A 25,604-nucleotide genomic window follows, 5' to 3' on the forward strand; every position below is an offset into this window, starting at 1 on the left:
CCGAGCTTGCGAGATTAGGGTGCGGGTGGGGACGTGGACGAACCAAGGAGCCCGCATGATTTCCCTCTCCATCAGCAACAACGTCGCCGAAGTGGTCCTGGACGCACCGCACAAGCTGAACTCCCTGGATGAGCAGGCGCTCGCGGACCTTTCCCAGGCGTACGACGACGCTGCTGCCGCCGCCTCCCGCGGGGAGGTGCGGGCGCTGCTGCTGCGGGGAGAGGGCAGGGCCTTCTGCGCGGGCCGGGACATCCAGAACGTGTCACCGGAGAGCGACGACGCCGCCGCGTACCTGGGCGGGCTGGTGGAGCCGCTGCTGAAAAAGATGGCTGCCTTCCCGGCTCCCACCTTCGCGGCCGCCCACGGAGCGTGCCTGGGTGTGGGGCTGGGGCTGCTGCTGGCCACTGACGTGGTGTACGTGGCGGAGAACGCCAAGTTCGGTTCACCGTTCGCCAAACTGGGTGCCACGCTGGATTCGGGCGGGCACTGGTACTTCACCGAGCGGCTTGGCATGCACCGGACCCTGGACCTGATCTACACCGCGGAGCTGATGAGCGGTACCGAGGCGGTGGCGCAGGGGCTGTTCAGCCGGGCCATGCCGGCGGATGAGCTGCTGGAGAACACGCGGGGGATTGTGGGCCGGGTGGCTACGGGCGCCACCGGTGCGTTTGTTACCAGCAAGGAGCTGGTGGCGCACATCCGTGACCAGCGCCTTGGCCTGTGGGAAGCCATGGTTGAGGAGAACGCCGAGCAGGCGCGGCTCTGCAAGACCGAGGATTACGCGGAGGGATTCCGGGCATTCCAGGATAAGCGCGAGCCGCGCTTTACCGGCAGCTAAGGATCAGGACGGTACGGGTTCCGCGTAGGGATCAAGGCCCTCTGAACTTTCGTCGGTGGAAGCGGGGAGATCTGGCACCGTGAGAGGCTGGAACAGCTCGCGCAATTGGTTTCCCACCATGTGTGCTTCCATCAGGTGCTCGCTCACGTCACTGGAGCCGAGGACGCCCGAGGCGTAGTCCCTCAGCTCATTCTGCAGCTCAAGGAGTTCAGCGTGAAGATCATTGTTGGTTCGCACCCAGCCGCAGTCCTGGGACGCCGCCCTCGTCAAGCCACTCATCACCTGGGCAGCCCGGTTGATCTTTTGTGCCATCTCGGACGTCAGTTCCATAAGCAAGCCCCCCGGGCTGATCGATGCAGGTAACAATGAGGCGTAGGCCACAATGCAGAGTAAATGAATCATAGTAGTTTTAGCCCTCCCGCGCCCTGCGCTCTTGAGGACATCTTGAGTTTCAGGGTGCCGGAAAATTGCCATGGGTAGTTGGCGATTTGTAAGGTTCAGCTATGACTAAGGGGAAAGCTATAACCAAAGCCGTCATTCCTGCTGCTGGACTGGGAACTCGCTTCCTGCCCGCCACCAAGGCAATGCCGAAGGAAATGTTGCCGGTGGTAGACCGCCCGGCAATCCAGTACGTGGTGGAAGAGGCCGTCAAATCCGGACTCGACGACATCCTGATGATTACGGGCCGCAGCAAGCGCGCGCTGGAGGACCACTTCGACCGTGCACCGGGCCTGGAGCGCGTGCTGGAGGAGAAGGGCGACAAAGACCGGCTGGAAGCCATCCACTACGCTTCAGAGCTCGGTCCCATCCACTACGTCCGCCAGGGTGAGGCCAAGGGCCTGGGCCACGCGGTGCTGTGCGCCAAGCAGCATGTGGGCAATGAGCCGTTCGCCGTCCTCCTGGGTGACGACCTTATTGATGAGGCTGAGACCCTGCTTGAGACCATGATGGAGGTGCAGCAAAAGACCGGCGGTTCCGTCATCGCCCTGATCGAAGTGGATCCGTCCCAGATCAGCGCTTACGGCTGCGCAGACATCACCGCGGTCGACGGCGAGGATTACGTGCGTGTCAATAGCCTGGTTGAGAAGCCTGCCGTGGGTGAGGCGCCGTCCAACCTGGCGGTCATCGGCCGTTACGTGCTGCACCCGTCCGTGTTCGATGTGCTGGAGAACACCGCGCCGGGCCGCGGCAACGAAATCCAACTGACGGATGCATTGCAGACCCTGGCCGCCGGCGAGGGGGAAGGCTCCGGGGTGTACGGGGTGGTCTTTAAGGGCCGACGCTTCGACACCGGTGACAAGCTCAGCTACTTGAAGGCCGTCATCACCCTGGCGTCCGAGCGCGTTGAGTTCGGCGAGGACCTGAAGACCTGGATGAAGGGCTTTGTAGGCTAACTTGCCCTTCACCAATTTCTAGCGGTCCGTCGCCGGAAGGCGGCGGGCCTCTAGTTTTTGGAGCGCCAGCGCGGCGAGTAGGGAACCAATGACCGCGCCTGACAGGTTTGTCATAAGGTCTAGCCAACTCGGAAAGCGGTTGTGTAGAAACAGGAGTTGGCCCAGTTCCATGCTGCAGGAGATCAGAAGACCAAATATTCCTACTTGCCACCACAGATTTTTGGTAAAAGCAAGCTTGCTTACAATTCCGATGGGGATAAAAAGAGCGACGTTCGCGGATGCTTCGATGAATCTGTAATTGATCCAGCCGGGCAGGCCATGGTTGTGGAGGAATTTCAGGATAGCTGCAAGTTGGCCTTGTACCGGCTGGTCTACGGGGCTCGGCCAAAATGCAATCAATGCCAGGGGAAACAGCATGCCAATCAGGACCAATCGCCACAGCTGATAGTTCTCGAGCTGTTTCACGCGGCGCTTAGGCGGTTCAAAGAAGGGCTAGCGCTGCGGTGGCAAGGGCGGTGACCGCCAGCAGGGCCAGCAGAACGTAGGGGAGGGCGGGGGAGCCGGGGCGGGGTATGGAAAGGTCGTACTGCCGCGGTGTTCGCTGCCAATGTCTCCCCCTACGTCAAATAGATACCACAACCCCTGACGACAGCTTGGCCGGCCCCTGTGGTGAACCGTTAAGTGAAGAAGGTGGGTGTTCTCCGATCTGGAGTACACCCACCCTCTTCGGTGGCTATCAGGTTATGGCGTTACGCAGTGACCTCAGACTTGGCGCGGCGGCGGACAACAACTACTGAAGTTGCACCGGCGGCCAGGGCGCCTGCACCAACCAGGGTCCAGAGGACCAGTCCGGAATCTGCGCCAGTTGCTGCAAGATCACCGGTGTTGCCGGTCGTCGATCCAGCGGGCACTACAGCGGCAGCAACCGTAACGGTGACGGGACCAACAGTCACGCCAGATGTGTCACCTGTAGCAGTAATGCTGTAGGTACCTGCCTCGCGAATCGTGATCGGCAGCGAGAAGGCGCCCTGAGCATCCGCAGTAGCCTTCAGAGTCTGCGCTTCGGCGACTACACTGATTCGCGCCGCTACTGAACGACCACCAGCAATGTTGGCCCCGGATGCCGCTGGAGGGTTGCCGGGCGTAACGCGGATAGTAAGCGTTTCACCAGCGCGAAGGCCTTGGCCTCGAAATACGAATGTCTCCCCCGGGCCCACCACGCCGTCTGAGACGGCAGCCTGAGGCGGGAGGGGCGTGTAGTTAATGCCCTGCGCTACCGCCGGCGCTGATCCAATGAGCGCTATTGAGCCAGCAAGCGCGAGTGTTGCAAATGTTTTCTTCATATTGTCCCCCCGGAGACGTCTAAGTTTTGGTGTACCCGAAATTAGGAAGATTTCCCTCCGCACGAGACCCTGTGCAGACCTACGGATATGTATCCCAAAAAGAAGCTACCATCTGAGCAGTACTGTGAGCAACGCAAAACTACTTTGTTTACTTGGCGTTAATGCTCAGCCCACGGACGCTAGCCGCATGTTGCAGAAATTGTGGGCAAAGTCACTTCGTTGAGGGGCTGAATAGTTGGTGTGACAACGACGTTCGGTTCAACGTGTTGAACGATCTTGCCGAAAGTAAACTCCAAGACCCTGCTTTCGCCTGGGGCCAAGCGGACGGTATAGACACCGACAGGACGGTCAGAATGGATGTAAGGTGCGAAGTCCGTTTTCTGGCCGTCAAGTCTAGTCAATTCGACATGCGCTTGAACTGGTCCATAAGCCACGATGTTAGTTTGGACTGACCCCGCGGGTACGCCAAACGCGCCATCGCCGGTTACGTAGGCTGGCAGAGACGTGGCTGCGTCCGAGGGCGCAGTATTGGTGCTTGTCACCCGTACTGTCGTTTGTTCATAGCCTTCTATCGGGCACTCTCTAACCAGTTGGACTGTCCTTTTCATGTAGTAGTCCATCTTCGCGCCGGTTCCGTCGTTGAAGTAGACACCGAACTCGGCAGGAGCGACACTCCGCCCAGTTACTGAACCGCTGACTGGGTAGTTCGAAAGAACTGATTGTTCAGTTGCCACCGCGGACCAGATAAGCACACGACCCTCTTCGCTTCCACGTAAAATACCCTCAATCAGGCCTTTCCCATCACCTGCGCCCTCCGACAATGCAATAAAGATCTTCTGGGCGACTGCGGCGAAGTAGGCATCTTGCAGCTGTGGCTGCTTGACCCTTGCGTAGACATCCGACAACAGCGTCTGTACGACGTTCTCGCCATTCAGCTGGGTGGGCATACCTAGTCCACCGATAAGGTCATTTTCAGGTCCATCCAGGCTAACTGGACCCGTTGCCTGGAGAATGTAGCTTAGTGCAACTGGATCAATGGAAAGCACGCCGTCTACGCGTTGACCTGTCTTCCGTTCCCATATGGCTTGGGCTGTTGAAGCAGCTGTTGGAAAGTCCGGCGTGAGGTTGACATCCTGCATGAACTTGCCTAGGCGCACAGAGTAGATGTGTTGCTGCGAGGGGTCCGATGGTACAGCCGGAACCATCACTCCTACATCGCCCGCGCTACTTTGTGCTGTCAACGTCATACTGCCTTTGTCAAGAGTGACCACGGCCAGGGCTCCGGGGATGCCTCCTGAGGCGCGCACCTCGGCGTTGTTCTGAATCATGAGGAGATAGCTACGCCGGGCATTCGAACCCATCATTGAAGGAGCGATTCGAGAAGCATCAGCCGCGGCGTCCAAGGTGTCGGTCACCTCCTGAAGATCCCCTCGCATCTTTCTGAGCGGATCAGCTACCTGAGGCAGGAGTTTTGCCGCGTCAATCTTAGTTAAACGATCGGCGGACATCCTGACCGCGTTGGAAGCACTGCTGACAGCGGGAGAAGCCGACTCTAGAGGCTCAAGGTTAACTGCCGAGCTACTTGGGAGCAATTTGTCCCAGTCCAGGGACCCGTACGCTTCCGCAAGGGGGTACAAACCGAGGTTTACAACATCGTCAGCCGATCGGGCTATTTCGGCAACTGCGCCGACGTTTGCTCCTAGGAAGGGGATAGTCGAGGCCAAAGTCCACAAGGGATGGTCTACTGCTTCTGAGGCGGTAAGAGTATGCGTGCGGATCCTGCTAACTGTAGAAAGGGCACCCGCCTGGTCCGCTGCCGAGATGTTTACTTTCAGAGCAGGGACAAGCTCGCTGGCTGCTTCAAGCTCCGACTTAATTTTCACGGACGCCGAATTCAGCCAGGCCGTCCAGCCGAGGCAAAGAACTACTGTTCCTGCCAGTGTTCCCGCGAAGATCAGTGTACGTCGCTGCCGCTTTTTGCTGTTCTTCACATCAATTTTGCTAACTTCATGAGTGTTGCTTGCACTGTAGCGCCCAGAATCGGCCATAGTCATCGTCCTTCCCCCAAGTGGAGCATTTCGAACCAAAGCACTGGCTAGTACGCCCCGTTGCTTTGAAATACCGCCCTAGCGGTCCTTAAGAGGATGACCAAGTCACCGGCCAGGGACCAGTTCTCAACGTAATAGAGGTCTAGCCGAACTGAATCCTGCCACGACAGATTTGACCTACCGCTCACCTGCCAAAGTCCGGTCAGTCCTGGCTTTACAAGCAAGCGTCGACGGACATCATTTTCGTAGGCTTCCACCTCGCTAGGCAGAGGCGGCCGAGGCCCGACGAGACTCATGGATCCCAAGAGAATGTTAATGAGCTGTGGGAGCTCGTCCAGACTGAATTTTCTCAACACCCTGCCAGCTCTCGTGACTCTAGGGTCATTTCTCAACTTGAATAAAACTTCGTTTCCCTCGTTCTCATGCATTAGTCCTGCGAGCTGTTGCTCAGCGTCAACAACCATCGATCGAAACTTAAGCATTGCGAAATGAGCGCCTTCAATTCCCACACGTTCTTGTCGGAATAAAATAGCACCCCTGCTGTCTAGCTTGATCCAAACCGCAATTAGGGCCATGAGGGGCATGGCACCGACTAGCATCAAAGTGGAGACGACTATGTCAAAAAGGCGCTTCGCTACTCTTTGCCCGCCCTCGAGCGTGGGTGTCGTGACATGTATAAGGGGTAGTCCGGCAACCTGTTGTGTGTGTATCCGTGGTCCTGCAATGTCCGTCAGCGCAGGGGCCATGATGAGTCCGATGTTTCGCGCAGCCAATTCCCAGCCCAGGTGTCGAAGCGTTTGGGGATGCAACTGGACACCCGCGGAAACAGCTACAGCATCGGCTCGGCATGTATCGATTGCCCTCAAGATAGAAGCCGTGTTTGGTTCATGCCCAAGCACGGGCAGCCCAGAATCCGGCTCGACAGAAGGCCCGCCGTGAGCCCCTGGTGTGTATGCGGCAACTGGGGAGTACCCTGCTTCTCTCGCCCGCTCAAGGGAGGACGCAAGATGTGCTACAGCGCTATGCCCTCCTAGCAGCAGGAGCCGAGACATGCTGTCGCCGTTCTGCCGGGATACGTTGAGGTGTTGTCGAAGCAGCCACCGAGCCAGAAGCAGGCCAGCAAGGCCAGTAGGAAGGGCAATTCCAACGTACCCTCGCGCCGTGTCGATACGGAGAACATACGAGACAATTGCCACGAGTCCGAACAACCACAATGATGCGGCCGCTACTCTCTTGTATTCGTCAGGGCCGGCTCCAAGAATTCTACTCTGCCTGCTGTTCCAAGCACCCAGCATGAGCCACCAGACTATTGCCAACGCGATAGAAAGCCATAGGTAGGTGAATTCTTGTCCCGAAACGACGAACCCGGGATCAAATCCGAATCTGACTATGAAGGCTCCAACAACTGCCCAAGATACGACGAAGGCATCAACAAGTCCCAGAAGGCGGGAGGAACGCTTCCGCCAACTCGCATTTCGACTCAACGGACTCCCAAATTTAGTTTCACACGAAGCAGGTGGTCAATTGCTCGGCTACTGCCGCAGACTCATCATGTTTTCCTGATACCAGCTGACAGTGCTTCGGATCCCCTCGTTTAGCCCGATGGAAGGGCTCCATCCCGAATTTTTTAGTTTAGAAACATCAAGCAGCTTCCGTGGCGTCCCGTCCGGTTTTGAAGCGTCCCACTCAATGTCACCTTTGAACCCGACAGTTGTGGCCACCATGGACGCGAGTTCTTTTATAGTGACGTCGGTTCCTGTCCCTACATTGACCTGCGAGGGCCCATCGTAATTCTCGAGTAGGTGCAGGCAAGCGTCGGCCATGTCGTCCACGTGTAGGAATTCCCGTCTAGGAGAACCCGAGCCCCAATTCGTCACGCTGGAGAGCCCAGCTCGCGCTGCCTCGTCATACCGTCGGATGAGGGCCGGAAGTACGTGGGAATTTTCAGGCGAAAAGTTGTCACCAGGACCGTATAGATTGGTTGGCATTGCTGATATCCACGGAAGACCGTATTGGCGCCGAACGGCTTGTACCTGCAAGATGCCGGCAATTTTAGCTATTGCGTAAGCATCATTAGTGGGTTCCAAATGACCGGTGAGAAGAGATTCCTCCCTAATTGGCTGCTGCGCAAACTTTGGGTATATGCACGATGACCCGAGGAAAAGGACGCGCTCAGCACCAAATTCTCTTGCAGCGTCCAGCACGTTGAGCTGGATCCTTAGATTGTCGCTCAGGAAGTCCAATGGGTAGGAGTTGTTTGCCCAGATTCCACCCACCTTGGCCGCAGCGAGCACTACGTAACGTGGCCTCATGTCCGCAAAAAAAGCGAAGACAGCGTCCCGTTCTTTCAAATCGAGTTCGTCGGATGTCCGCCCAATGAGTCCGGTGAACCCCTCTGACTCCAGCTTCCGCCATACGGCTGAGCCGACTAGCCCCCGGTGGCCTGCAACATAAAATGGTGAGGAACGGTCCAGCTTGCCAGGAACGTAGGAAACTACGTTGGCCACTGCTACTTCCAACTTTCGAGATTAACGGAATCGATCCAGTGGTTACCCGAGTGAGTCAAGGCCTCAATATCCGCATCCACCATTATTCGAGCAAGTTCGGGCGTGTGAACCGAGGCCTTCCAGCCAAGCTTTTCCTGAGCTTTGGACGCATCACCCACGAGCGCATCTACTTCAGTCGGACGGAGGTAGCGCTCGTCGAATCGCACGTGTTCCTCCCAGTTCAAGCCCGCGTGATCAAATGAAATTTGTAGGAAATCACGAACTGTATAGTTCCCGCCGGTGGCGAGTACAAAATCGTCCGGTTCGTCGGCCTGAAGCATTCGCCACATGCCTTCTACGTATTCCGCTGCGTAACCCCAGTCTCGAACTGCATCCAGGTTGCCCATGAAGAGGACATCCTGCTTGCCAGCCTTGATGGCAGCTACAGCCCGTGTAATTTTCCGTGTAACAAACGTTTCCCCGCGGCGAGGGGACTCGTGGTTGAACAGGATGCCATTGACGGCGAACATGCCATAGGCTTCCCTGTAATTCTTCGTGACCCAATAGCTGTAAACTTTAGCTGCACCATATGGAGACCTGGGGTAAAACGGCGTTTCCTCGCTTTGAGGGGGCGGCGTGGCTCCAAACATTTCGGAGGACGAGGCTTGGTAAAACCGCGTCTGAATTCCCGACATCCTGACAGCTTCCAGGAGTCGGATAGTTCCAACTCCAGTCGTGTCGGCTGTGTGCTCGGGCTCGTCAAAGGACACGCGAACGTGTGACTGGGCGGCAAGATTGTACACCTCATCAGGCCGTATCGACGCCAATAGAGTTACAAGCCTGGCTCCGTCGCTGAGGTCTCCATAGTGCAGAAAGAGCTTTGCGTTGGGATCGTGAGGATCAACATAAAGATGGTCGACTCTAGCGGTGTTGAAAGTAGAAGCCCGTCGAATCAGGCCGTGGACCTCGTAGCCTTTCTTGAGTAGAAGCTCAGCTAGATAAGAACCGTCTTGCCCTGTTATGCCGGTGATAAGCGCGCGCTTGGTCGTCAATCCTGCCCCCATACTGTGAATCTCGCGCACAAGTTTACGGCGCTGAGAAGTTGTCAACCTATATCGCGCTACATCTTAGCCCGCTCCTGGTGTGCTGGAAGCATTGTTTCGGTGTTAGGGCGACTAGCCACCACTCTCTAAGTCGTGGCGTGGCGACTTTCGGAGTTGCGACTACCCGTGCAGTCAGTTCATTATGATGTGGGGGAATCGGGTCTGCTGGGCCAGTAGTTGTCGCTTTTGTTAGGCGTACAGCCCCCAAAAAATCTAGCTAAGCCCGGGAGCCTCGAACTTACATGCATCAACTGAAAAAACGGCAGATTGCTGGCCTGCCCCTGACGGTGACTACGCCAACTGATGTGGCAAAGCTCATATGCGAAGCAGCATCCCAGCGTCAACACGATGGGCAGGACATCCATCTCATTAATGCCTACAGCATTGCTTTAACCGAAAGTGATGCTTCTTATAGGCGTTGCCTCGAAGAAGCATCGCACAATTTGCCGGATGGTAAGCCGCTGGCCTGGGTGACGAAGCTGTCGTCCGCTCCGCTCAACCAAGTGAGGGGTCCGGCTCTGTTTGAATCGGTTATCGACTTGGGGCGTCAACACGGGGTTACGCACTTTCTACTCGGTTCCACACCCGAAACACTAGATAGGCTCGAAGCAGCGCTTCAGCGCCGGTATCCCGGAGCCATGGTAGTGGGCAAACACAGCCCTCCCTTTCGCCCTCTAACCGAGCTGGACATCGAGTACCAGGACACGCAAATCCTGAATGCCGACGCTGATATCGTCTGGGTCGGACTAGGAACCCCAAAACAGGACCTGGAAGCTCGACGGCTGGCACGAGACAAGGGCTTATACGCCATCGCGGTCGGTGCTGCATTCGACTTCTCTGCGGGAACTAAGAAGGAGGCGCCAAGGTGGGTGGGCCACCTTGGCTTCGAGTGGCTCTACCGCTTTGCCTCTGAACCTCGCCGGCTCTGGCGACGTTACCTAATTGGCAACTTCGTATTCGTACGTGCGGTAGCCAAAGGCGCAACTCAAAAATGAGGATCGCCATCGTCCACAGCTTTTACTCCGCCAAGGCTCCTAGTGGCGAAAACACCGTGGTGCGAATGCAGGTAGACGCACTGCGACGTGCGGGACATGAAGTCGCAATTGTGGCTGTACACACGGATAACCTGTCGACTAGTGGCAACTACGCGCTGCGGGCGGCATGGAACGTTGCCAGCGGCAACGGGATTAGTCCCATTGAGGAGCTCCAGAAATTTGCGCCCGACGTGGTTCACGTGCACAACCTTTTCCCGAATTTCTCGTCTAAGTGGTTGAAGAAATGGCGTGGCCCTGTCGTGGCTACTGTGCATAATTACAGACCTGTTTGTGCTGCGGGAACGCTATTCAGAGACGGCCAGACATGCACAGATTGTCCTAGGGGAACTCAGTTTTCTGCAATTGTCCACGGCTGTTACCGGAGCTCGCGGGTCGCTTCCATTCCTTTGGCAATCAAGAACGCTGGCGGCGTCAATAACGACGCATTGCTCTCGCGAAGCGACGCGGTCGTGTTCCTGTCGGAACGTTCACGGAAGCAATACGTTGATTTTGGTTTCGCCGCGTCTTCAGTTTTCACGGTGCCGAACTTTGTGGAGACTAGCCCTATAGAATCGGTACAGTCGGATGGCAGATGGGCTTTCGTCGGTCGGCTTTCGGACGAAAAAGGGATCCTACCCTTGCTAAATTCGTGGCCCAGTGGCACAGGTCTGGACATTTATGGTGATGGGCCTCTGGCGTCGGAAGTTGCGAAGCTTGCTAAGAACCAGATTTCTTGGCATGGCTCTGTGTCACGTGAGGAAGTTCTCGGTTTGTTACCGGGTAAGCATGGTCTTGTTATACCGAGTGTCTGCGCGGAGCAATTTCCGACTGTTTACGCCGAGGCGTTGGCTGCAGGAATTCCGGTTGTGGCGAAAACAGGTAATAGTGCGGCCGATGACATTACTTCGAGCGATGTGGGCAAGGTATTCGATGAGTGGGGCGACATGCCCCAGGCCCTTGTGGCAGTAGACAGCAACCGAAGAATCTTCAGTCGCAACGCACGTAAGCACTTCGACCAAGGTTTTACCGAGAGCCAATGGGTTGCGTCTATTACCAAGATATATGACTCTACAGTGGCTGGAGCAAAGGGTTAAGTGTCAACTGTAAGAAGCAACAATGGTCGTAAGCCAAACGGGCAGTTACTAGAGCGTTTTTGGGCGCGGCAACGGCTAACAGGACTTAGCCATAGATGCTTTCTATGGAAGGCGCAATAGTGCGCCGCCAGGTCGTAATGACAGTTCTGGCCCGAGGTTTGGGTAGTTGCTTGCAGGCGATCTTACTGGTGCTGCTAGCACGAACGGTCGATCAAACCCTCTTTGGGCTTACGAATGCCCTTCTGGGATTGGGTGCCATCGCCTCCGTGCTCGCGGATCTAGGTATCACGGCGTATATTGTGCGGACTTGGGCCTTTGATCGCGACCCCGAAAGAGTCATTCGTGCGATACGTGTTGGTAATATCACCACGATAGTTTTGGCCATGGTGTTAACCGCGACATTTGTCGTTGCCACTAACGCTTCAAATGCCCCGATCTACCTTAGTTTTATCGGCGTCTGGATCGCTTTTGAAAAATGCACTGAGGCTTACCTCAGCGTTCATTCGGCAGAACAACGGACTTTGACACCTGCGGTGTCCATAATTCTTCGCCGTACCCTGCCCCTCTCCCTGTTTGCAACAGCCCTTTTTTACAAAGGTGACCCGGTCGTCGCTTTAGTTATTTCACTTTGCCTTGGTGGATTGATCGGGCAACTCCATGCCTACCTGAGCCTGCCGAAATCCTTGCGCGGGAAGGCGACGGGCATTCCCTCGAGAGTGGTACTTGCGGAATCAAGGGCGTTTGGTGTCGCTTGGCTTGCCTCGCAGGTGCGGAATGCCGATGTCTTTTTAGTGAGCCTCTTTGCGGGCTTGGCAGCTAGCGGTGCATTTGCGGCCGCTATGAAGCTAACCATTCCGGTCTATCTGGTCGCGAGTGCGGTTGCATTAGCAATTATTCCTGGCGTAGCTAAGGCAGGCATGACTAGGGTGCTGCGGTTCGCATTGATCTTGGTTTGCGGTGTGTGTATCGGCGTAGTGGGACTTGCTGGGATGCGGCCCTGGCTCGATCCGGTCATGGCTTGGATTTACGGACCCGCCTACTTTGGTACCGGTTTGCTGCTTTGCTTAGTCTTGGTTGGCACGCTCGTCGGGGCAGTGGGATTTCCGCTGGGTGCTCTGCTCCAAGCCGTCAATTTAACTCGACCGGTGGCAGTTATCGAAGTGGTGGGAGCTCTTATGGTGGTTGCTGGCATCAGTGCTGGTGCGCTATGGGGCGGTGCTTTGGGCGCAGCCATAGGGGCGCTCGTCGCTCAGGCAGTACGCGCGGTTCTGCTGATTATCAGATTGTTAATTTGGAGATCGACTTCGGTAAGCCCAACTGAGGCAAGCCGCGAAGGAGTAGCCCGTTGAGGATCGTTCATTATTACCGCGACATTTACAGGCCTTCAGGGGTTACCAACGCAATAGCAGGGTGGCAAAAGGCAGCGCTTGACGCAGGCGTGGACAGCATAGCTCTACACGCCGGCTCCGAGGAGCAGTGGTCCCTGCCCAGTGCAAATGTTCCGCATGTCGGCCGGGGTCGACAGCTTCAGATCCCCCTATTGAGCAGTCGTCTGCGTTCGGGGGATATTTTGTTTCTCCATGAGGGTTGGGTGACAAGCAATATTGCGGCCGCACGCCAGGCTAAATACGTCGGTGTTCCATATATCGCCGTGCCGCACGGAGTGTACGAACCATCGATACTGTCGAACCTCAAGCCACCAGTGTCCATCAGACAGCAGATGGAGCGTCGAATGCTCAAAGACGCGGCCGCAGTCCAGACGTTCTACGACTCAGAGAACGCTTATGTCAAGAAAATTGCCACCGATGCCAGAACTTTCAGCGTGGCGACTGGAATTGGCCTTCCGTCAGCTAAATGGGAGGGAAGGGGAGACTACCTGGCATGGTTTGGAAGATATAGCGTCCAGCATAAGGGCATCGATAATATGCTTCTTGCTTACGCCGCCGTCCCACGCGAGTTCCGGCTCCCTCTTCGCCTTCGGGGAGTGGACTACAAGGGTGGTAAGAGTGAGGTTCTACGCATGGTTGAATCCCTCAAACTCGGCGCTTATGTGTCTGTGGGCGGACCTGTGCTTGGCGAGGAAAAAATTCGTTTTCTTTCCGAATCTGCTGGTTTCCTCTTCCCCTCCAGATGGGAGAGTCAAGGAATCGCCCTGCTTGAGGCGCTCGGCTTAGGTGTTCCGTCCTTGGTCAGTAGTTCGATTCACCTCTCGAGTAAGCTATCTGCAGCATCGGCTTCCTCAGTTATTGATTTCTCTGACCATATTTCTGCTGCTAAAGCTATTGTTGACGTCACCGGCAATGCTGAAGTGGGTAGGAACGCCCGGAGGTACGTGCAAAAAGAACTAGCTTGGAGTCGCCAATTTGACAGCTTGATGCAAAATATCGAGCGCTATGCTGCCTAATCACTCACGTCAGTCAGAGACAGCAGTATCCAGTCTCGTCCGAACCAAGGCACCGGTAACCGGAAAGATTCCCTGGCCTGTAGCACTCCCGTTGCTCTGGATTCTTCTGGCAGAGCCTCTAAGATTGCTTGGGCTACAAGGGCCCACTGCAGCCCTGTTCGCTGTCATCGTGCTTTTTTTTGTTCCAGCATTCCTTTTCGTGGGACGTGGTCGCGATGCCCGGGGCATGAGTGGCCCTGTTGTTATTCTTCAGGCGTTCCTTGTGTGGGCTATAGGTGTATCAGTACTGAGCGGCTTGACGCGCGAGGGCCTGCAGAACCTATCGATTTACGGTGCATTTGCTTCCGTCGTACTACTAAGTTCTGTTGTGGCGGGACGGTTCGAGCCACATCGTCTTTTAGTGAGACTCAGGATCTTTGCTTTCCTCGGAACGGCGCCGACCCTCGTGATTGGACTTACCACATGGAGCGTTGGCGAGCGATTCATAGGTACAGGCGCCCTTCCGGCAATCGCAGCAATCGGCTTGATTTCTTGCGTTGTGATGCCTGAATCCAAGATGAGAACGCTTTTCCTGTTGTTCTTCCTGGCCGTCATATTTATTTCTTTGTCGCGCGCCTATATAGTATTCGCAGCGTTGGCACTGGCTGTTCCGCGCATTAGATGCGCGGGGGACAAATTGGTTTCTCGATTGATGGCTCGAATCGTAGTAATGGGGACGTTGGCATTCATAGTAATGACGCAATATCCGCCACTTCGAGATAGGTTTCTGGTGAATGACGGCGTCGCGATCGGGGGAGTAGACATCGGAACTTCTGGCAGAGATGCTCTCTGGCAAGTGATGGTAGCTGAAATTAATGCCGGCAATCGTGTTTCTGGGGCTGGTGCCGGTCGTTCGGAATATATAATTTCTCAAGCATTTGGATATATAACACAGCCTCATAACGATTATTTGCGTTTGCTCGTCGATTTTGGAGTGGTTGGACTAGGGCTCTGGGTGTCCGCCCTTTTCCTTTTTCTGATAGGAGCAGGAAGAGCCCTGCGTAAGGCGAAGAACGTGGATGACATGCGCGTGCACGTCGCGGCCATGCTCGCGCTCGCTTTCGTAATAGCTAGCTCTTTTCTGGACAACGTAATCATTTACGTTTTTCTGATGATTCCTTTAGCCGTAATTATAGGTGCGAGTGTGGCACGACAAAACAAAGCTGCTGCCGAGCTCAGTACCACTGCTGAGGCATGAGTTCTAGCTTCGAGTGGTCGTGGTGTCCAGTAGTAGCAACTGGAATGTCAAGCCGCCCCCTTGTCACTCCCTAACCCGAAGTATGCTACTCCAAGCCGACCTAGCTCCTGGCAGGCTTGGTCGCGCTCCAACACAAGGGATTAGAGCTGGGTGTTTGGGATGCTGATGAGCTAAGGCAGTGTTGGGCACGAATTCAGCGTGGAACGTGGGCGTCGGCAAGTCCGATTAGGTTGAAGTCGAATTGATTTGCGTGTCCGGTGGCTCTAGGGGCGAACCTAAAAAGGCTGGGCCGCGGTGACATCTGCAAAGGATAGTTTGCTGCAGCGGAACGGCTAGGTTTGTTTTACTACTTTTACTTATCTTTCCATTGGTGCCATTATTCAGCCTTAGGGCGATTGCCGTTAGCGCTAGAACTGCAACATGCTCATCGGGGGAGGAAGAGGCAGTGAAGCCCAACTGGCGCAGGCGTCAGGCTGTAAAGCTCAACGTAAGCTCAACGATTCGTCGCTCCGCGGGCTTTGTGTTGACCGGTTACGCGGCATTCCCCGGAAAAGAGACCCGTACCCATCGTCGGTAGGGACTACGAACTACCAGTGTTACCACCACATGCGGCTCAGTCACTGGAGATCCGGAGTCATCCTCTTGGGCTGTAGTTACGCGATTGGCGTCGTCGGCAAATGAGGGGGCAGCGGGAAGGTAGAATGGTTCCTAAACGTGGGCCGGGTGATTTTATAGGTGCTTCTGGGCTACGGGAATCTAAGTGAATTAGGGGGGACCGACTTGGACCTGCGCGACTACTTGCGTCTGCTCCGGCGTCATTGGATTTTGGTCGTGGCTTCGGCCCTTGTAGGGCTTCTTGCTGGTGGCGCCCTATCGATGCTGACCAAGCCGACGTATAGGGCGGACACGCAACTTTTTGTTGCTATACAAAATTCGGGTTCTGTACAAGAGCTACAGCAGGGCAATATTTTCAGCCAAGCACGCGTGCAGTCCTACGTAAAGACGGTCGAGTCGCCGGTAGTACTGCAGCCTGTCATCGACGCACTCGGCCTTCCTGTGTCTGCTGACCAGCTCGCACAGCGAGTGGAAGCAACCACCGACCTTAATACTGTGCTTATTGGCATCTCTGTAGCCGACAACTCCCCAGTTCAAGCTGCTGCTATAGCCCAGGCTGTCGCCAGCAGTTTGGTAGAGGCAGTAGATACTTTGGAGAAGCCCAAAACGGGTGGAAACTCGCCCGTGAGTCTTTCGATAATCAAACCGGCCACCGCGCCCGCAACTCCTTCTGCCCCTAATACCAACCTAAACCTTCTTGTCGGACTATTGGCCGGTCTAGCCTTCGGTGTTCTTGCCGCTGTGCTCAGAACGAAACTCGATAACAGAATTCGAGGCGAAGAAGACCTACGGCAGGTAACCACTTTGCCTCTCCTTGGAGGCATTCAGTTTGACCAGGACGCTATTCGAAAGCCGCTGCTGACTCAAACCGCGCCTCAAAGCCCCCGTGCTGAAGCATTTCGTCAAATACGAACGAACTTGCAGTTCGCCAACGTTTCGGGTCAAGCACGGTCGGTTTTGGTTACCTCGTCATTGCCCGGGGAAGGTAAGAGCACCACAGCCACAAACCTTGCTATTGCACTAGCCCAAGCTGGTCAGTCGGTGTGCCTTATTGATGCTGACCTCAGGCGTCCCATGGTCAACGAGTACTTGGGGCTTGAGCGAAACGCCGGCCTGACTACCGCCCTCGTTGGCCTTGCCGACGTCGACGACTTGTTGCAACCTTGGGGAAATGAAAATCTTTTTGTTTTGACGTCGGGGCAAATCCCTCCGAATCCGAGCGAACTGCTGGGATCTACTGAGATGCGGCAGTTAGTGGAACGCCTGGAGCTTGCCTTTGATGCAGTCGTCATTGATGCGCCTCCGCTACTTCCTGTTACTGATGCCGCCGTTCTTTCACAGCACGTGGGAGGAGTCGTTATCGTCGTCGGGTCTCAAAAACTACGTTACGTGGATCTTGAAAAGTCCCTGAGTGCCCTAGAAATGGTCGGCTCGAACGTTCTTGGGGTAATACTAAACAGGCTACCTGCCAAGGGGCCAGATGCATACGCATATGGCTATTACAGCAGTGAAGGAGAGCAAGGCTCGCACAAATCACAGGGAGGAGAGCCCAATGTGCATGGCCCAAGACTCCGTTCATCTCGGTTCCATGTACCGCCAGCAGACTCCGAAGGTTTTGTTCGAAAGTTGTCAGCAGAAGGCGATCGTCAGGCCACAACATTTCTGTCCGCGGAGCGGCGCTCCTAAGTCTCCTTTGGTCACTTCCTCAGTGGAGCAGTTGGCCGTTGCTGGAGTGGATTTCGCGCTAGAAAGCATAGCCGTAGGATTCAGGCGTGATCTCTGTACGCTCTCAGAAACTAGCTCTAAAAGGCAAGCGACTACCGGTTTGTAGCGGTGGTAACACACGAATGATTAGTAGGCTGTCCGAAACCGGACCAGTTCGAACACGAAGTCTTCAAAGGAGACATCTCGAATTTTCGCTCCCTTTAGTAGAATGCGCCGTACCCGTCTCAACGCAATCGCCCTCCGCTGACATGAAGATGGCTGAAGTGCCGCTTCGGCCGTCCGCGGACAATCTGATGAGCAACTGATTATATGTTCTGGCCAAAGGCACGGACCTCGGTGCCGGTGACTCGGTAGCCGGGCAGGTTTGAAATGGCGGTGGCAGCATCAGGGCGCGGGGAAGAAGCCTTGATCAGGGCTCGTAGCTCCTGAGTTGATGAATGCGTAGAGAACATCCATCACAGCAGGGCTACGAGCCGTTCAGCTTTCAAGACACTGAACCAGTTTCACCACCAACGACGAAGTGCCGGCATAGCGGACCGTCCGGGGCAAGGACGCCGATTAGGTCAGAACCCGGCGTATCGGTTATCCCATCCACTCCAACGCCGTTACTGCCCCCTCATTACGGGCTAGAACGGCTGTTTACAGGCGCTTTATGCAGGTTCCGCTTGTCGCGCTATGACTGAATTTGATCATGTTGTGCTGGGGTGTTTTGCCCATCGATCGCCCATGGAATTGTAAGCTCAAAACGGGTCGTCGTTGCCCTGCCACTCATCCTCGCCGGGGCGACGCACGTCTGCCGCTCACACCCAGCAATCGAAGTGCTGGAAGGTGTCATCGTTCCAGACGACGGCCACCCATTCCTAGGTGTAGTGCGTCTCGTACCCGTGGATCGGGACTGTCCCCCCGCCCCACTGGGGGACCCTTTGCGATGACCAGGGGTTCGGAGCCATACTCGAACGTGCTGACGCTACCAACGACCAACTGCGGCTCTGTGTTGGCGGCTTGTACGTGCTGCCGTCAAAGGTGAACTTTGTTCGCTCTTCAATTCGTGCCACGGGAACAGCCAACAGAAAAGGGCGCCCGCCCAAGGAAGTGGATGGGCGCTATAGCGGTTCTCGGGATTGGAACGCGCGCCTTTTCGCCTTTGCCCCTGCTGCACCCGATACGAGAGTTGACTGTTGCGTCGTAACCATGGTTCTGATGGTGCTGACTCGATAGGGCTTTGATCCTTCGAAAATCTTGATTGTCCTTTGTGCCGAAGTTGATATGAGCCGCCTATTCATAGGTGATGAGGATATTCCGGGAGTTCTTTACTGCACTATGCCGCAGGCAAAATGGATGTGACTACTGCCGCGCTGAAGAGGCTACATTCCGTAGCGCGGGGGGGTACAGGTACTGCAGCCTTGAGTGCGAATGGAATGACTACGAGGACCAGCAGAACCAAATCATGTGACCTCTCAACCTGCCCTTGCGTCCCGGGCTTAGTGGTCGCGTGAGGGCTTGATCGGGTAACCTTTGCTTGCGAGACGACGCAAGCCGGGGGGCATAGTTGAACATCTCAATCGCAAGCACGCGTGATCAAGCCATAGACGTGATTCGCGGCTATTGGATAATCAGCATGACCTTCGGGCATCTTGCCGGCGGCACAATTCTTGATCGCATCCTGCATGCGGTGCCCTTCTTGGACGGGGCCTCGGGGTTCGTTCTCATGTCCGGCCTCGTGCTTGGAATGATTCAACAAGGACGGATTGCGCGGGTAGGCGTGGCCGGAGCAACAGCAGTGCTGATGCGGCGCGCAGCAATCCTCTACGGCATCCACGTGACGTCGGTTTTTTTAGCCCTCATTGTGGGCACCGTAACAGCAGCCGCTGCGTGGCTACCTGCCTTCGACCAAGAGGGCGGGGCCGCATCCAGTCTCCTGCGCACGCTTTTGCTCCAAGTGAATCCAGAAGACCTCAACATTTTGAGCATGTATGTAGTCCTCATGATGCTGGCGGCCGGCGCCCTTCTGCTGATGCTGCGTGGAAAGGTGCTCACTCTGGTGGTCATGACGTTGGCGCTGTACGTCGCCGCGCTAGTTTTGCCTGCAAACACTACTCTTCCGCAAGGCCTGGACAAGGCGGGCTATTTCAACTGGGGAGCATGGCAGTTGCTGTTCCTGTCCGGATTCCTGGGCGGCTGGTACTGGAAAGATAAGGGTCTAGACGCCAAGCTTCAATCCCGAAGGGTCTTGGTAGCCGCAGCGGTCGTTGCCGTATTCTCCGTGCTGGCCGGCTTAGTAGTGCCGCGCATCGGTGCCCTCTCAGGGTGGACGCCCGTCATTGAGTGGTTCTTCTCTAAAGGGACCGTTGGGCCCGGTCGAATACTGGTCGCGTGGGCTGCTTTCGTAGCTCTGTATACAGGCGTCAGTTGGCTTCTTCAATTTGGGGATCGGGCTTTCAGCCCCTTCCGGCGGATCGGACGAGCGAGTCTGGATTCTTTCGTTATTCTGACCGTAGTGACCATTTTCGCCCCCGTGTTGGTGGGGGAGACGCCGACTCAGTTGGCGGCTGTGGCTATGGCAGTTGCTTCGCTCGTCCTCATGTTGGGTTGGGCGTTAGTGCGTCAGCTGCAGCGGAAACCTCAGCGTGCCGCTAACGATAAGAGGCAGTCCCTGGGCAGCAGCTAGGGGGCCTTGGTGACTGTGAATTCATCAAAGGTTCCGGTACCGCCACCCTGTCGGATGCCGCACTTAGTAAGCACGCCGAACTTCGCTTGCTGAGATGCGGTCAATGTGTGTGAAATAGTTAGCACGCCGTCGACGTGTACTTGGATGTTGGATTCTTGGCAGACCAGCTTGATTGCGTACGTCTGGCCTTCCTGCCAGTCGGCTCCTACTGAAATGGTCTCGGGGACGCCGTTGTCATGAATGAATAATTGGAGGTTTCCGGCAGCCATGAAGGCTCCGATGCGATTGGCGTTGTCCGCGGCGCGTGCGATGATGCCTGGGGTGTTGTTCGTCTTCAACACGTTGGCGCTGACGGCCACATCGGCGGAGCCCGATTCAATCAATGCGGTGCCTGCTGTTATGGTTCCCTTGTTGTCTGCGATAGCAGCGGTGCCGGCGATAGTAGCCCAGGCTTGCCCGGTCTGTGCAGATCCCAGCGTCGACGAGTTGGAGCGGTTGAAGGAGTCCTTTACGAGTTGCGGCGAGGGTGACGCTGCAGGGGACGCCTCAGTGGTTGTACCGATAATGATGGGCGCGGGTCGATCCGCCCTGAAATAAGGGGCAAGTGATTCACCCATGAAGATCTGTCCCTTCTCCACGAGGTGGACGCGGTCAGGGTGCATCCAGGCGAGCGGGTCTTTGCCCGGAATGCCGAGCGCGCGGAAGTCCCCGGAAAGGTCGATGACAGTAACGTCGTTCGGGGAAGCGGCGGCGATGGACTGAAGTGCAGCCAAGTAGGAGGACCAAGGGTACGCCAATGCGACGTCGGAACGTTCATGTTGATGGATCAAGACATGGACACAGGGCCCCTGGTTTGCGGCGCGGAGTTTCGTAAGCCAAGAGAGCATATTCGCTTTGTATGCGTCGGGGCTGACCCCTCGAGCTGCATCGTTGGAACCGATGGCGTGCGTCACTACGCGAGGCTTTAGGGCCCCGATAAGGGCCACCTTCGCGTCGTTTATGTAGCTGCCTGATGTTGAGGCGGAGAGTCCGCCGTTGTACCCGTGGATGCCGGGCGTGGTGCGGCGGGGCGTGTTCAGGTTGCCGATCTCGGATTCGGACCCTTGGCCTGAGGGGTAGGACTGCTGAATTTTCCGAATTATACGGGTGACATACCGGGACTCGAAGGGTATCTCTCCGGCATCGGTCGTCGACGAGCCGAGTGCCACTACTCCGATTGGTTCGGCCGTCCGCGTTATATAACCAGCAAACAGGGGCGCATACGCCTGCGAAGATGCGGCGGTCGGCGTGACTTCTGCTTGAGCCCCTGTAGTCGTCACTACAGTTATCGCAGATGCGCCGGTAAGTGCAGTCATTAGAGTCCCTGCGCGGAGAAACCCCCGGCGCTTTACTGCAATGTCATGTCGGGACGCTGCGTGTCCCTCGTCTCCAATTCCCCAAGTCATATGCAGAAGCTATTGGCTTGGGAATTTTGAGACCAGAGTGGCGGCTACGCTGATTAATTGAAAGGCGGTACTCGCTTGGTGGCCAGGCTACGCACCTGCTGCGGAATTTTAACGCTCGCGCAAGCGGCGGCGAGCCCATGTGACCACGGACCGGGCGTCAGTCAGAATGCTGGCAGGGAAGCCCTGCACCGCTACTGGGCGGGGATTGGTTGGGTGGGTCCTCACACGTGCCATACGGCCGTAGCGTCCGCTTGAAATGGCGTATGCAAGTGGCAAGGGGCGGACGGTACGGTAGTCAACCAAGACGTCCGGGAGTGCTGCGAATTTGTTGCCCACTAGCTTGCGTAGGAGCAGGAAATCCTCGGCGCGCTTGCAATCTTCGTCGTAGCCACCGACAGCAAGCACCTCTGCTTTGCGCATCATTACGGCGCAATGGGCTACTGGCATCTTGCCGTTGTTAATTTTGTCCTGGATCTCTTCAGGGTCTACAGCATAGGCCGTAACTTCCGGGCCGCCCCAGGTGCCGAACTCTGCGAGCTGGCCGCCGAGAACCGTGAGGCCGGGATCGGCCTCGAAAGCAGCCACTTGCTTCTCTAGCCGTTCCGGCCTTGCGACGTCGTCTGCGTCAAGAACAGCGATGAGATTAGCGGTCGCCTCGCGGATGGCAAGATTTCTAGACTTCCCAGCGCCCGCGTTGGAGGCGTTCTCAACAAGCCGGAACCTTGGGTCGGTCAGAAAAGGGCGTACGGCTTCTGCCGTGCCGTCGGTCGACGCATCGTTAACGATGATCGCTTCCCAGTCCTGAAAAGTCTGCTCCTGAATCGATCTAAGTGTCTCCGCGATCGTCGCCGCCGCGTTGAACGCCGCTACCACGATAGTTACCTTTGCCAATTTTTCCCCCACAATCAAGTCCATCAATCCGACCATGAGCATATCCGAACGTGCCCTTGCCTTTTGAAAGTGGATAACATCCAAGTCATGCAGATTATTCAGGGACTCAAAGCGCTCTTCGCGGGATTGTCCGATTTTCGGTGGACCTAGGGCTGGCATTTAATTTGATTCTTCCGTCGAAGCTGAGGGCGAAGGCATTGAGGGCAGGCTTCCATCGTGTGGCCCATCGTGCCCTGCCTTTGCCGGTGGGGTCTTGTGCCCGGGCAGCGAGGTAGAGGCATCTGATGGCCGCTTGCTCTGTGGGAAATGCCCGCGGGCCCTGACCGCGCGCCGGTGGCGGGCGTTGATGGAGTCGATGGCGTTGGTGCTGCAGATGACCCGCCGGATTCGACGTCGTAGTCCAGGAACGGCGCGAACTCTCTCCAGGCGTTTTCCCACAGCCGGGTGATTGCCGGGTACTGCTTGGCCCATTTGCCTTGTAACCGAGATGTTCGTCCATTTCCGCTTCTAGAGCGGTCTCCAGGACGTTCTTCGTCAACCGGTCCAACAGCCCGTCCGGGCCGACGAGGTCGATGTCCTGCTCCCTGGGTGGGTTAGGAGCTGCTGCGCTAACTCTTGCTGATCCAAATCAGTCGCCATGGAATCCACGGTTGCGCTCATGATCAGTCCTCCCCGCGAGGCAACACCCGCCGTGTCAGGCCAATTGCGGATCCACCGTTATTCAGACAGCCCTCTCTTCGCAGAGCCTTGGCCGAGGACATGCGGCTACGAGCCCTGCGAGCTCCTACTGGCCGAGAGTAGGGGCGTGCGTGCCGCTGGCGCAGGTGGTCCTGCACGGACGAGCACGAACGCCTTGACCAAGAGGAAGCCCGCTCTAGATCGCGGCAATTCCTCTCCGGGTGAGGTTAAGGTGCCGGCGGTCCGTTCGATGCCCAGCCAGCGGGCGCCAACTTCCCCTTAAGGGGCAATAGTCCGCCGGACTGCCCACAAAAATTCGGAGGCATGTTCAGGCCTGCCGCGGTTGGGAAGCTCATAGACTGAGAGAGCAGAAGCCTGACGACCCGGCCTCATCCTTTTCGTGTCGTGGCCGCGACGTGACGACGAGGCCAGCACTAAGATTTGGCCAGTCTTGGAAACGCTGACCGCGAATCAAGACTTATCATAATTGCCGAGGAAGGCGACGAGGGTCACGGTCTACTCGGACCACGTTCGCATCATCCCAGAACTTGCTTCCCTCCTGGAACCGCTGACTAATACCGCCTCACTGCAAGTCTGACACCTGGACTTCGCACGGGTTTAGGGCTAGAACGTAAGCCGGGCGGCAGCTTCAACAAGAGCATCACCTTGCCACACTACGAGTGGAAGCGCGGAAGCCGCATAATAGGGTTACGTTCCTAAGCCCATGCGGCAAACAGGAAAGCTTTCCCTTTCTGCCAAGTAAACTGACGGCATGAAGGTATTGGTAACCGGGGGTGCCGGATATATTGGATCACACGCTGTTCTTTGCCTGCTTGAACGCGGCCACGAGGTCGTGGTTCTAGACAACCTAATAAACTCTAGCGTGGAGTCTTTACGGCGAGTAGAGGAAATCACGGGACGTGTGGTGTCGTTCCGGGAGGGGGACCTCCTCGAACGCAAAGCCCTCGACGCTGTATTCCGCGAGGGCGGATTCGAGGCGGTTATTCACTTTGCCGGGCTGAAGGCAGTAGGTGAATCTGTCGAAAGACCTCTTTTGTACTACAGGAACAACGTCACGGGGACCCTGAACTTGCTCGAAAGCATGGAACGTGCGAAAGTCCGGAAACTTGTATTCAGCTCGTCGGCAACTGTATACGGAGCCAGCGAGCACGTTCCCCTTATCGAAAAGTCCCCGCTTGACGCTACAAACCCCTACGGCCGGACAAAAGAGCAGATCGAAGACATCCTTTCGGATCTCTGCGTGGCCGATTCCCGCTGGAGCGTCGCACTGCTCCGATACTTCAACCCGGTCGGCGCGCACGAATCTGGACGAATCGGCGAAGACCCTCAAGGAGTCCCGAACAACTTGCTGCCGTTCGTTGCGCAGGTTGCAGTCGGGCGACTGGACAAAGTACGAATATTCGGCAACGACTATCCGACACCCGACGGAACTGGGATTCGAGACTACATTCACGTGATGGATCTTGCTGGCGGTCACTTGGCGGCCCTGGACTATCTGCAGTGCAGAACTGGAATCTATCGTTGGAATTTAGGAACCGGCAAGGGAACATCTGTCCTGGAGGTTATAGCAGCCTTTACTGCCGCTGCCGGCAGGGATATCGCCTACGAATTTGCCCCTCGTCGAGCCGGCGACGCCGCCGTAAGTTATGCCGATGCATCAGCTGCTCTTTCCGACCTCGGTTGGTCCGCGCACCGGAACTTATCGCAAATGTGTGAAGACCATTGGCGCTGGCAGTCCCTAAATCCTGCTGGGTACGGGAGAAACTAAAATAGTCCACGGGCTTTTTCGCAACGGGTTCACTGAGCCCTGCATCTGTGAAATCGGGCATGACTCTCCAGTTGGCTTGCTGTTCGCTAGCCGTGCGATGGTTCCGTGTCCGTCGTGTAGATAGGCCCAGCTGCCGCTGGGCCTATCTACAGCTGGAGCCAAAATTCGTTTGTCATTCCGCAATGCCTCGGCGGAGTTGCGCTCGCCTCCACCTGCCTGATATTGAGAGGTGGACGACGACTACACCAATATCAGTGCCAGCGGCGCTTTCGTCCGTGGCGCGTCGCTCGCGCGCAAAACCCCTGGGTTCTGTTGGCATAGCCGGCGAACGCGGGGACGGGCAATGAAGCCGTCGCGCCCCTCCCGCCAGAACCGGGTCGTGTACTAACCAGAAAGAATTTAGCCCCCTCGCTTAACAGTGGCACCAGCACAGTTCTACCGGATTCATGCCTTGAGCCGCGGGTAAGAGTGAATAACCGTCCGGGGTTCACATAGGCTGCTGGCCTGCTAAGCGGGAAGGTGCAACGGGCCGGCAACTGTGATGTTGCTTCTGCTATAGGGACGCTTTCTACTGCTGGCGCTCACAGCAGTAGAAAGCGATGTTACGTAACAAGCAGCTTGACTTGATCAAACCTTGAGGCCACGTTTTTATCATGTGGGGCATGGGCAGATACGGAGATACATACCACGCTCGATACTCGCGTCGTGAGCTGCGGCAGCGAAATTTAAGGCTACTTTCCTATGTCCTGCTGTCCGCTTTGTTGGTGGCAACGGCGGGCGTGGTGGTTATGGCTCTGCGCCGATAGTCTCCG

The 25,604-nt window shown here is 56.4% G+C and carries 19 protein-coding genes and 1 pseudogene; 10 read left to right on the forward strand and 10 right to left on the reverse strand.

Translation table 11 applies throughout. The annotated features are described in order from the left end of the window. The first annotated feature begins 55 nt into the window (after positions 1-55). The gene (locus AC5RVN_RS15670; RefSeq protein ID WP_494138537.1) at positions 56-838 is read left to right on the forward strand and encodes an enoyl-CoA hydratase/isomerase family protein; all 783 of its coding nucleotides are present in this window, start codon (positions 56-58) and stop codon (positions 836-838) included. A gap of 3 nt (positions 839-841) precedes the next feature. On the opposite strand, the gene AC5RVN_RS15675 is transcribed toward AC5RVN_RS15670, so the two are convergent. Then, a complete protein-coding gene (locus AC5RVN_RS15675; RefSeq protein WP_494138538.1) occupies positions 842-1,168 on the reverse strand; it encodes a hypothetical protein in 327 nt (108 codons plus the stop codon). A gap of 173 nt (positions 1,169-1,341) precedes the next feature. Between AC5RVN_RS15675 and galU the strand changes: the two genes are divergently transcribed. Beyond that, entirely contained in the window at positions 1,342-2,232 is an 891-nt protein-coding gene (gene galU, locus AC5RVN_RS15680) for a UTP--glucose-1-phosphate uridylyltransferase GalU (protein ID WP_494138539.1), read from the forward strand. 18 nt (positions 2,233-2,250) lie between these two features. Here galU and AC5RVN_RS15685 read toward each other — a convergent pair whose 3' ends face one another. From AC5RVN_RS15685 to gmd, 6 genes are all read right to left on the reverse strand, one after another. Continuing rightward, on the reverse strand, positions 2,251-2,697 hold the full coding sequence (locus AC5RVN_RS15685) for a VanZ family protein (RefSeq protein ID WP_494138540.1): 447 nt from the start codon (positions 2,695-2,697) through the stop codon (positions 2,251-2,253). Between the two features lie 284 nt (positions 2,698-2,981). Then, positions 2,982-3,575 (reverse strand): LPXTG cell wall anchor domain-containing protein, encoded by a 594-nt coding sequence (locus tag AC5RVN_RS15690; RefSeq protein WP_494138541.1) that lies wholly within the window; start codon positions 3,573-3,575, stop codon positions 2,982-2,984. Positions 3,576-3,754: 179 nt separating this feature from the next. Continuing rightward, positions 3,755-5,623, reverse strand: coding sequence for a DUF4012 domain-containing protein (locus AC5RVN_RS15695; protein WP_494138542.1), 1,869 nt, complete (start codon positions 5,621-5,623; stop codon positions 3,755-3,757). A gap of 47 nt (positions 5,624-5,670) precedes the next feature. Continuing rightward, the gene (locus tag AC5RVN_RS15700) at positions 5,671-7,107 is read right to left on the reverse strand and encodes a sugar transferase (protein WP_494138543.1); all 1,437 of its coding nucleotides are present in this window, start codon (positions 7,105-7,107) and stop codon (positions 5,671-5,673) included. Between the two features lie 48 nt (positions 7,108-7,155). Continuing rightward, complete coding sequence (locus AC5RVN_RS15705; protein ID WP_494138544.1) at positions 7,156-8,142, reverse strand: GDP-L-fucose synthase family protein; 987 nt, start codon at positions 8,140-8,142, stop codon at positions 7,156-7,158. Next, entirely contained in the window at positions 8,133-9,173 is a 1,041-nt protein-coding gene (gene gmd, locus AC5RVN_RS15710) for a GDP-mannose 4,6-dehydratase (protein WP_494138545.1), read from the reverse strand. The genes AC5RVN_RS15705 and gmd overlap by 10 nt, the downstream gene beginning before the upstream one ends. A 281-nt stretch (positions 9,174-9,454) precedes the next feature. On the opposite strand from gmd, the gene AC5RVN_RS15715 reads away from it, so the two are divergent. From AC5RVN_RS15715 to opgC, 7 genes are all read left to right on the forward strand, one after another. Beyond that, positions 9,455-10,207 (forward strand): WecB/TagA/CpsF family glycosyltransferase, encoded by a 753-nt coding sequence (locus AC5RVN_RS15715; protein ID WP_494138546.1) that lies wholly within the window; start codon positions 9,455-9,457, stop codon positions 10,205-10,207. Then, positions 10,204-11,340, forward strand: a complete 1,137-nt coding sequence (locus tag AC5RVN_RS15720) for a glycosyltransferase family 4 protein (RefSeq protein WP_494138547.1) — start codon at positions 10,204-10,206, stop codon at positions 11,338-11,340. Before AC5RVN_RS15715 ends, AC5RVN_RS15720 begins: the two co-directional genes overlap by 4 nt. A gap of 95 nt (positions 11,341-11,435) precedes the next feature. Beyond that, positions 11,436-12,689 (forward strand): oligosaccharide flippase family protein, encoded by a 1,254-nt coding sequence (locus AC5RVN_RS15725; RefSeq protein WP_494138548.1) that lies wholly within the window; start codon positions 11,436-11,438, stop codon positions 12,687-12,689. After that, positions 12,686-13,744, forward strand: coding sequence for a glycosyltransferase family 4 protein (locus tag AC5RVN_RS15730; protein ID WP_494138549.1), 1,059 nt, complete (start codon positions 12,686-12,688; stop codon positions 13,742-13,744). Before AC5RVN_RS15725 ends, AC5RVN_RS15730 begins: the two co-directional genes overlap by 4 nt. 169 nt (positions 13,745-13,913) lie before the next feature. Next, the gene (locus tag AC5RVN_RS15735; RefSeq protein WP_494138550.1) at positions 13,914-14,981 is read left to right on the forward strand and encodes an O-antigen ligase family protein; all 1,068 of its coding nucleotides are present in this window, start codon (positions 13,914-13,916) and stop codon (positions 14,979-14,981) included. 780 nt (positions 14,982-15,761) lie between these two features. Beyond that, positions 15,762-17,282 (forward strand): tyrosine-protein kinase domain-containing protein, encoded by a 1,521-nt coding sequence (locus AC5RVN_RS15740; protein ID WP_494138551.1) that lies wholly within the window; start codon positions 15,762-15,764, stop codon positions 17,280-17,282. 1,588 nt (positions 17,283-18,870) lie between these two features. Beyond that, positions 18,871-19,989, forward strand: a complete 1,119-nt coding sequence (opgC, locus tag AC5RVN_RS15745) for an OpgC domain-containing protein (protein WP_494138552.1) — start codon at positions 18,871-18,873, stop codon at positions 19,987-19,989. Here the strand turns inward: opgC and AC5RVN_RS15750 are convergent. The 3 genes and pseudogenes from AC5RVN_RS15750 to AC5RVN_RS15760 form a co-directional block, all read right to left on the reverse strand. After that, positions 19,986-21,197, reverse strand: coding sequence for an SGNH/GDSL hydrolase family protein (locus AC5RVN_RS15750; protein WP_494138553.1), 1,212 nt, complete (start codon positions 21,195-21,197; stop codon positions 19,986-19,988). The genes opgC and AC5RVN_RS15750 overlap by 4 nt on opposite strands. 345 nt (positions 21,198-21,542) lie before the next feature. Then, positions 21,543-22,409, reverse strand: coding sequence for a glycosyltransferase family 2 protein (locus AC5RVN_RS15755; RefSeq protein ID WP_494138554.1), 867 nt, complete (start codon positions 22,407-22,409; stop codon positions 21,543-21,545). Between the two features lie 22 nt (positions 22,410-22,431). Next, positions 22,432-22,795: pseudogene (locus tag AC5RVN_RS15760) on the reverse strand (transposase); the annotation flags it as partial. Between the two features lie 980 nt (positions 22,796-23,775). Here AC5RVN_RS15760 and galE point away from each other — a divergent pair. Next, a complete protein-coding gene (gene galE / locus AC5RVN_RS15765) occupies positions 23,776-24,792 on the forward strand; it encodes a UDP-glucose 4-epimerase GalE (protein WP_494138555.1) in 1,017 nt (338 codons plus the stop codon). Positions 24,793-25,604 lie beyond the last annotated feature (812 nt).

The sequence above is a fragment of the Arthrobacter sp. sptzw32 genome, from assembly GCF_059089735.1.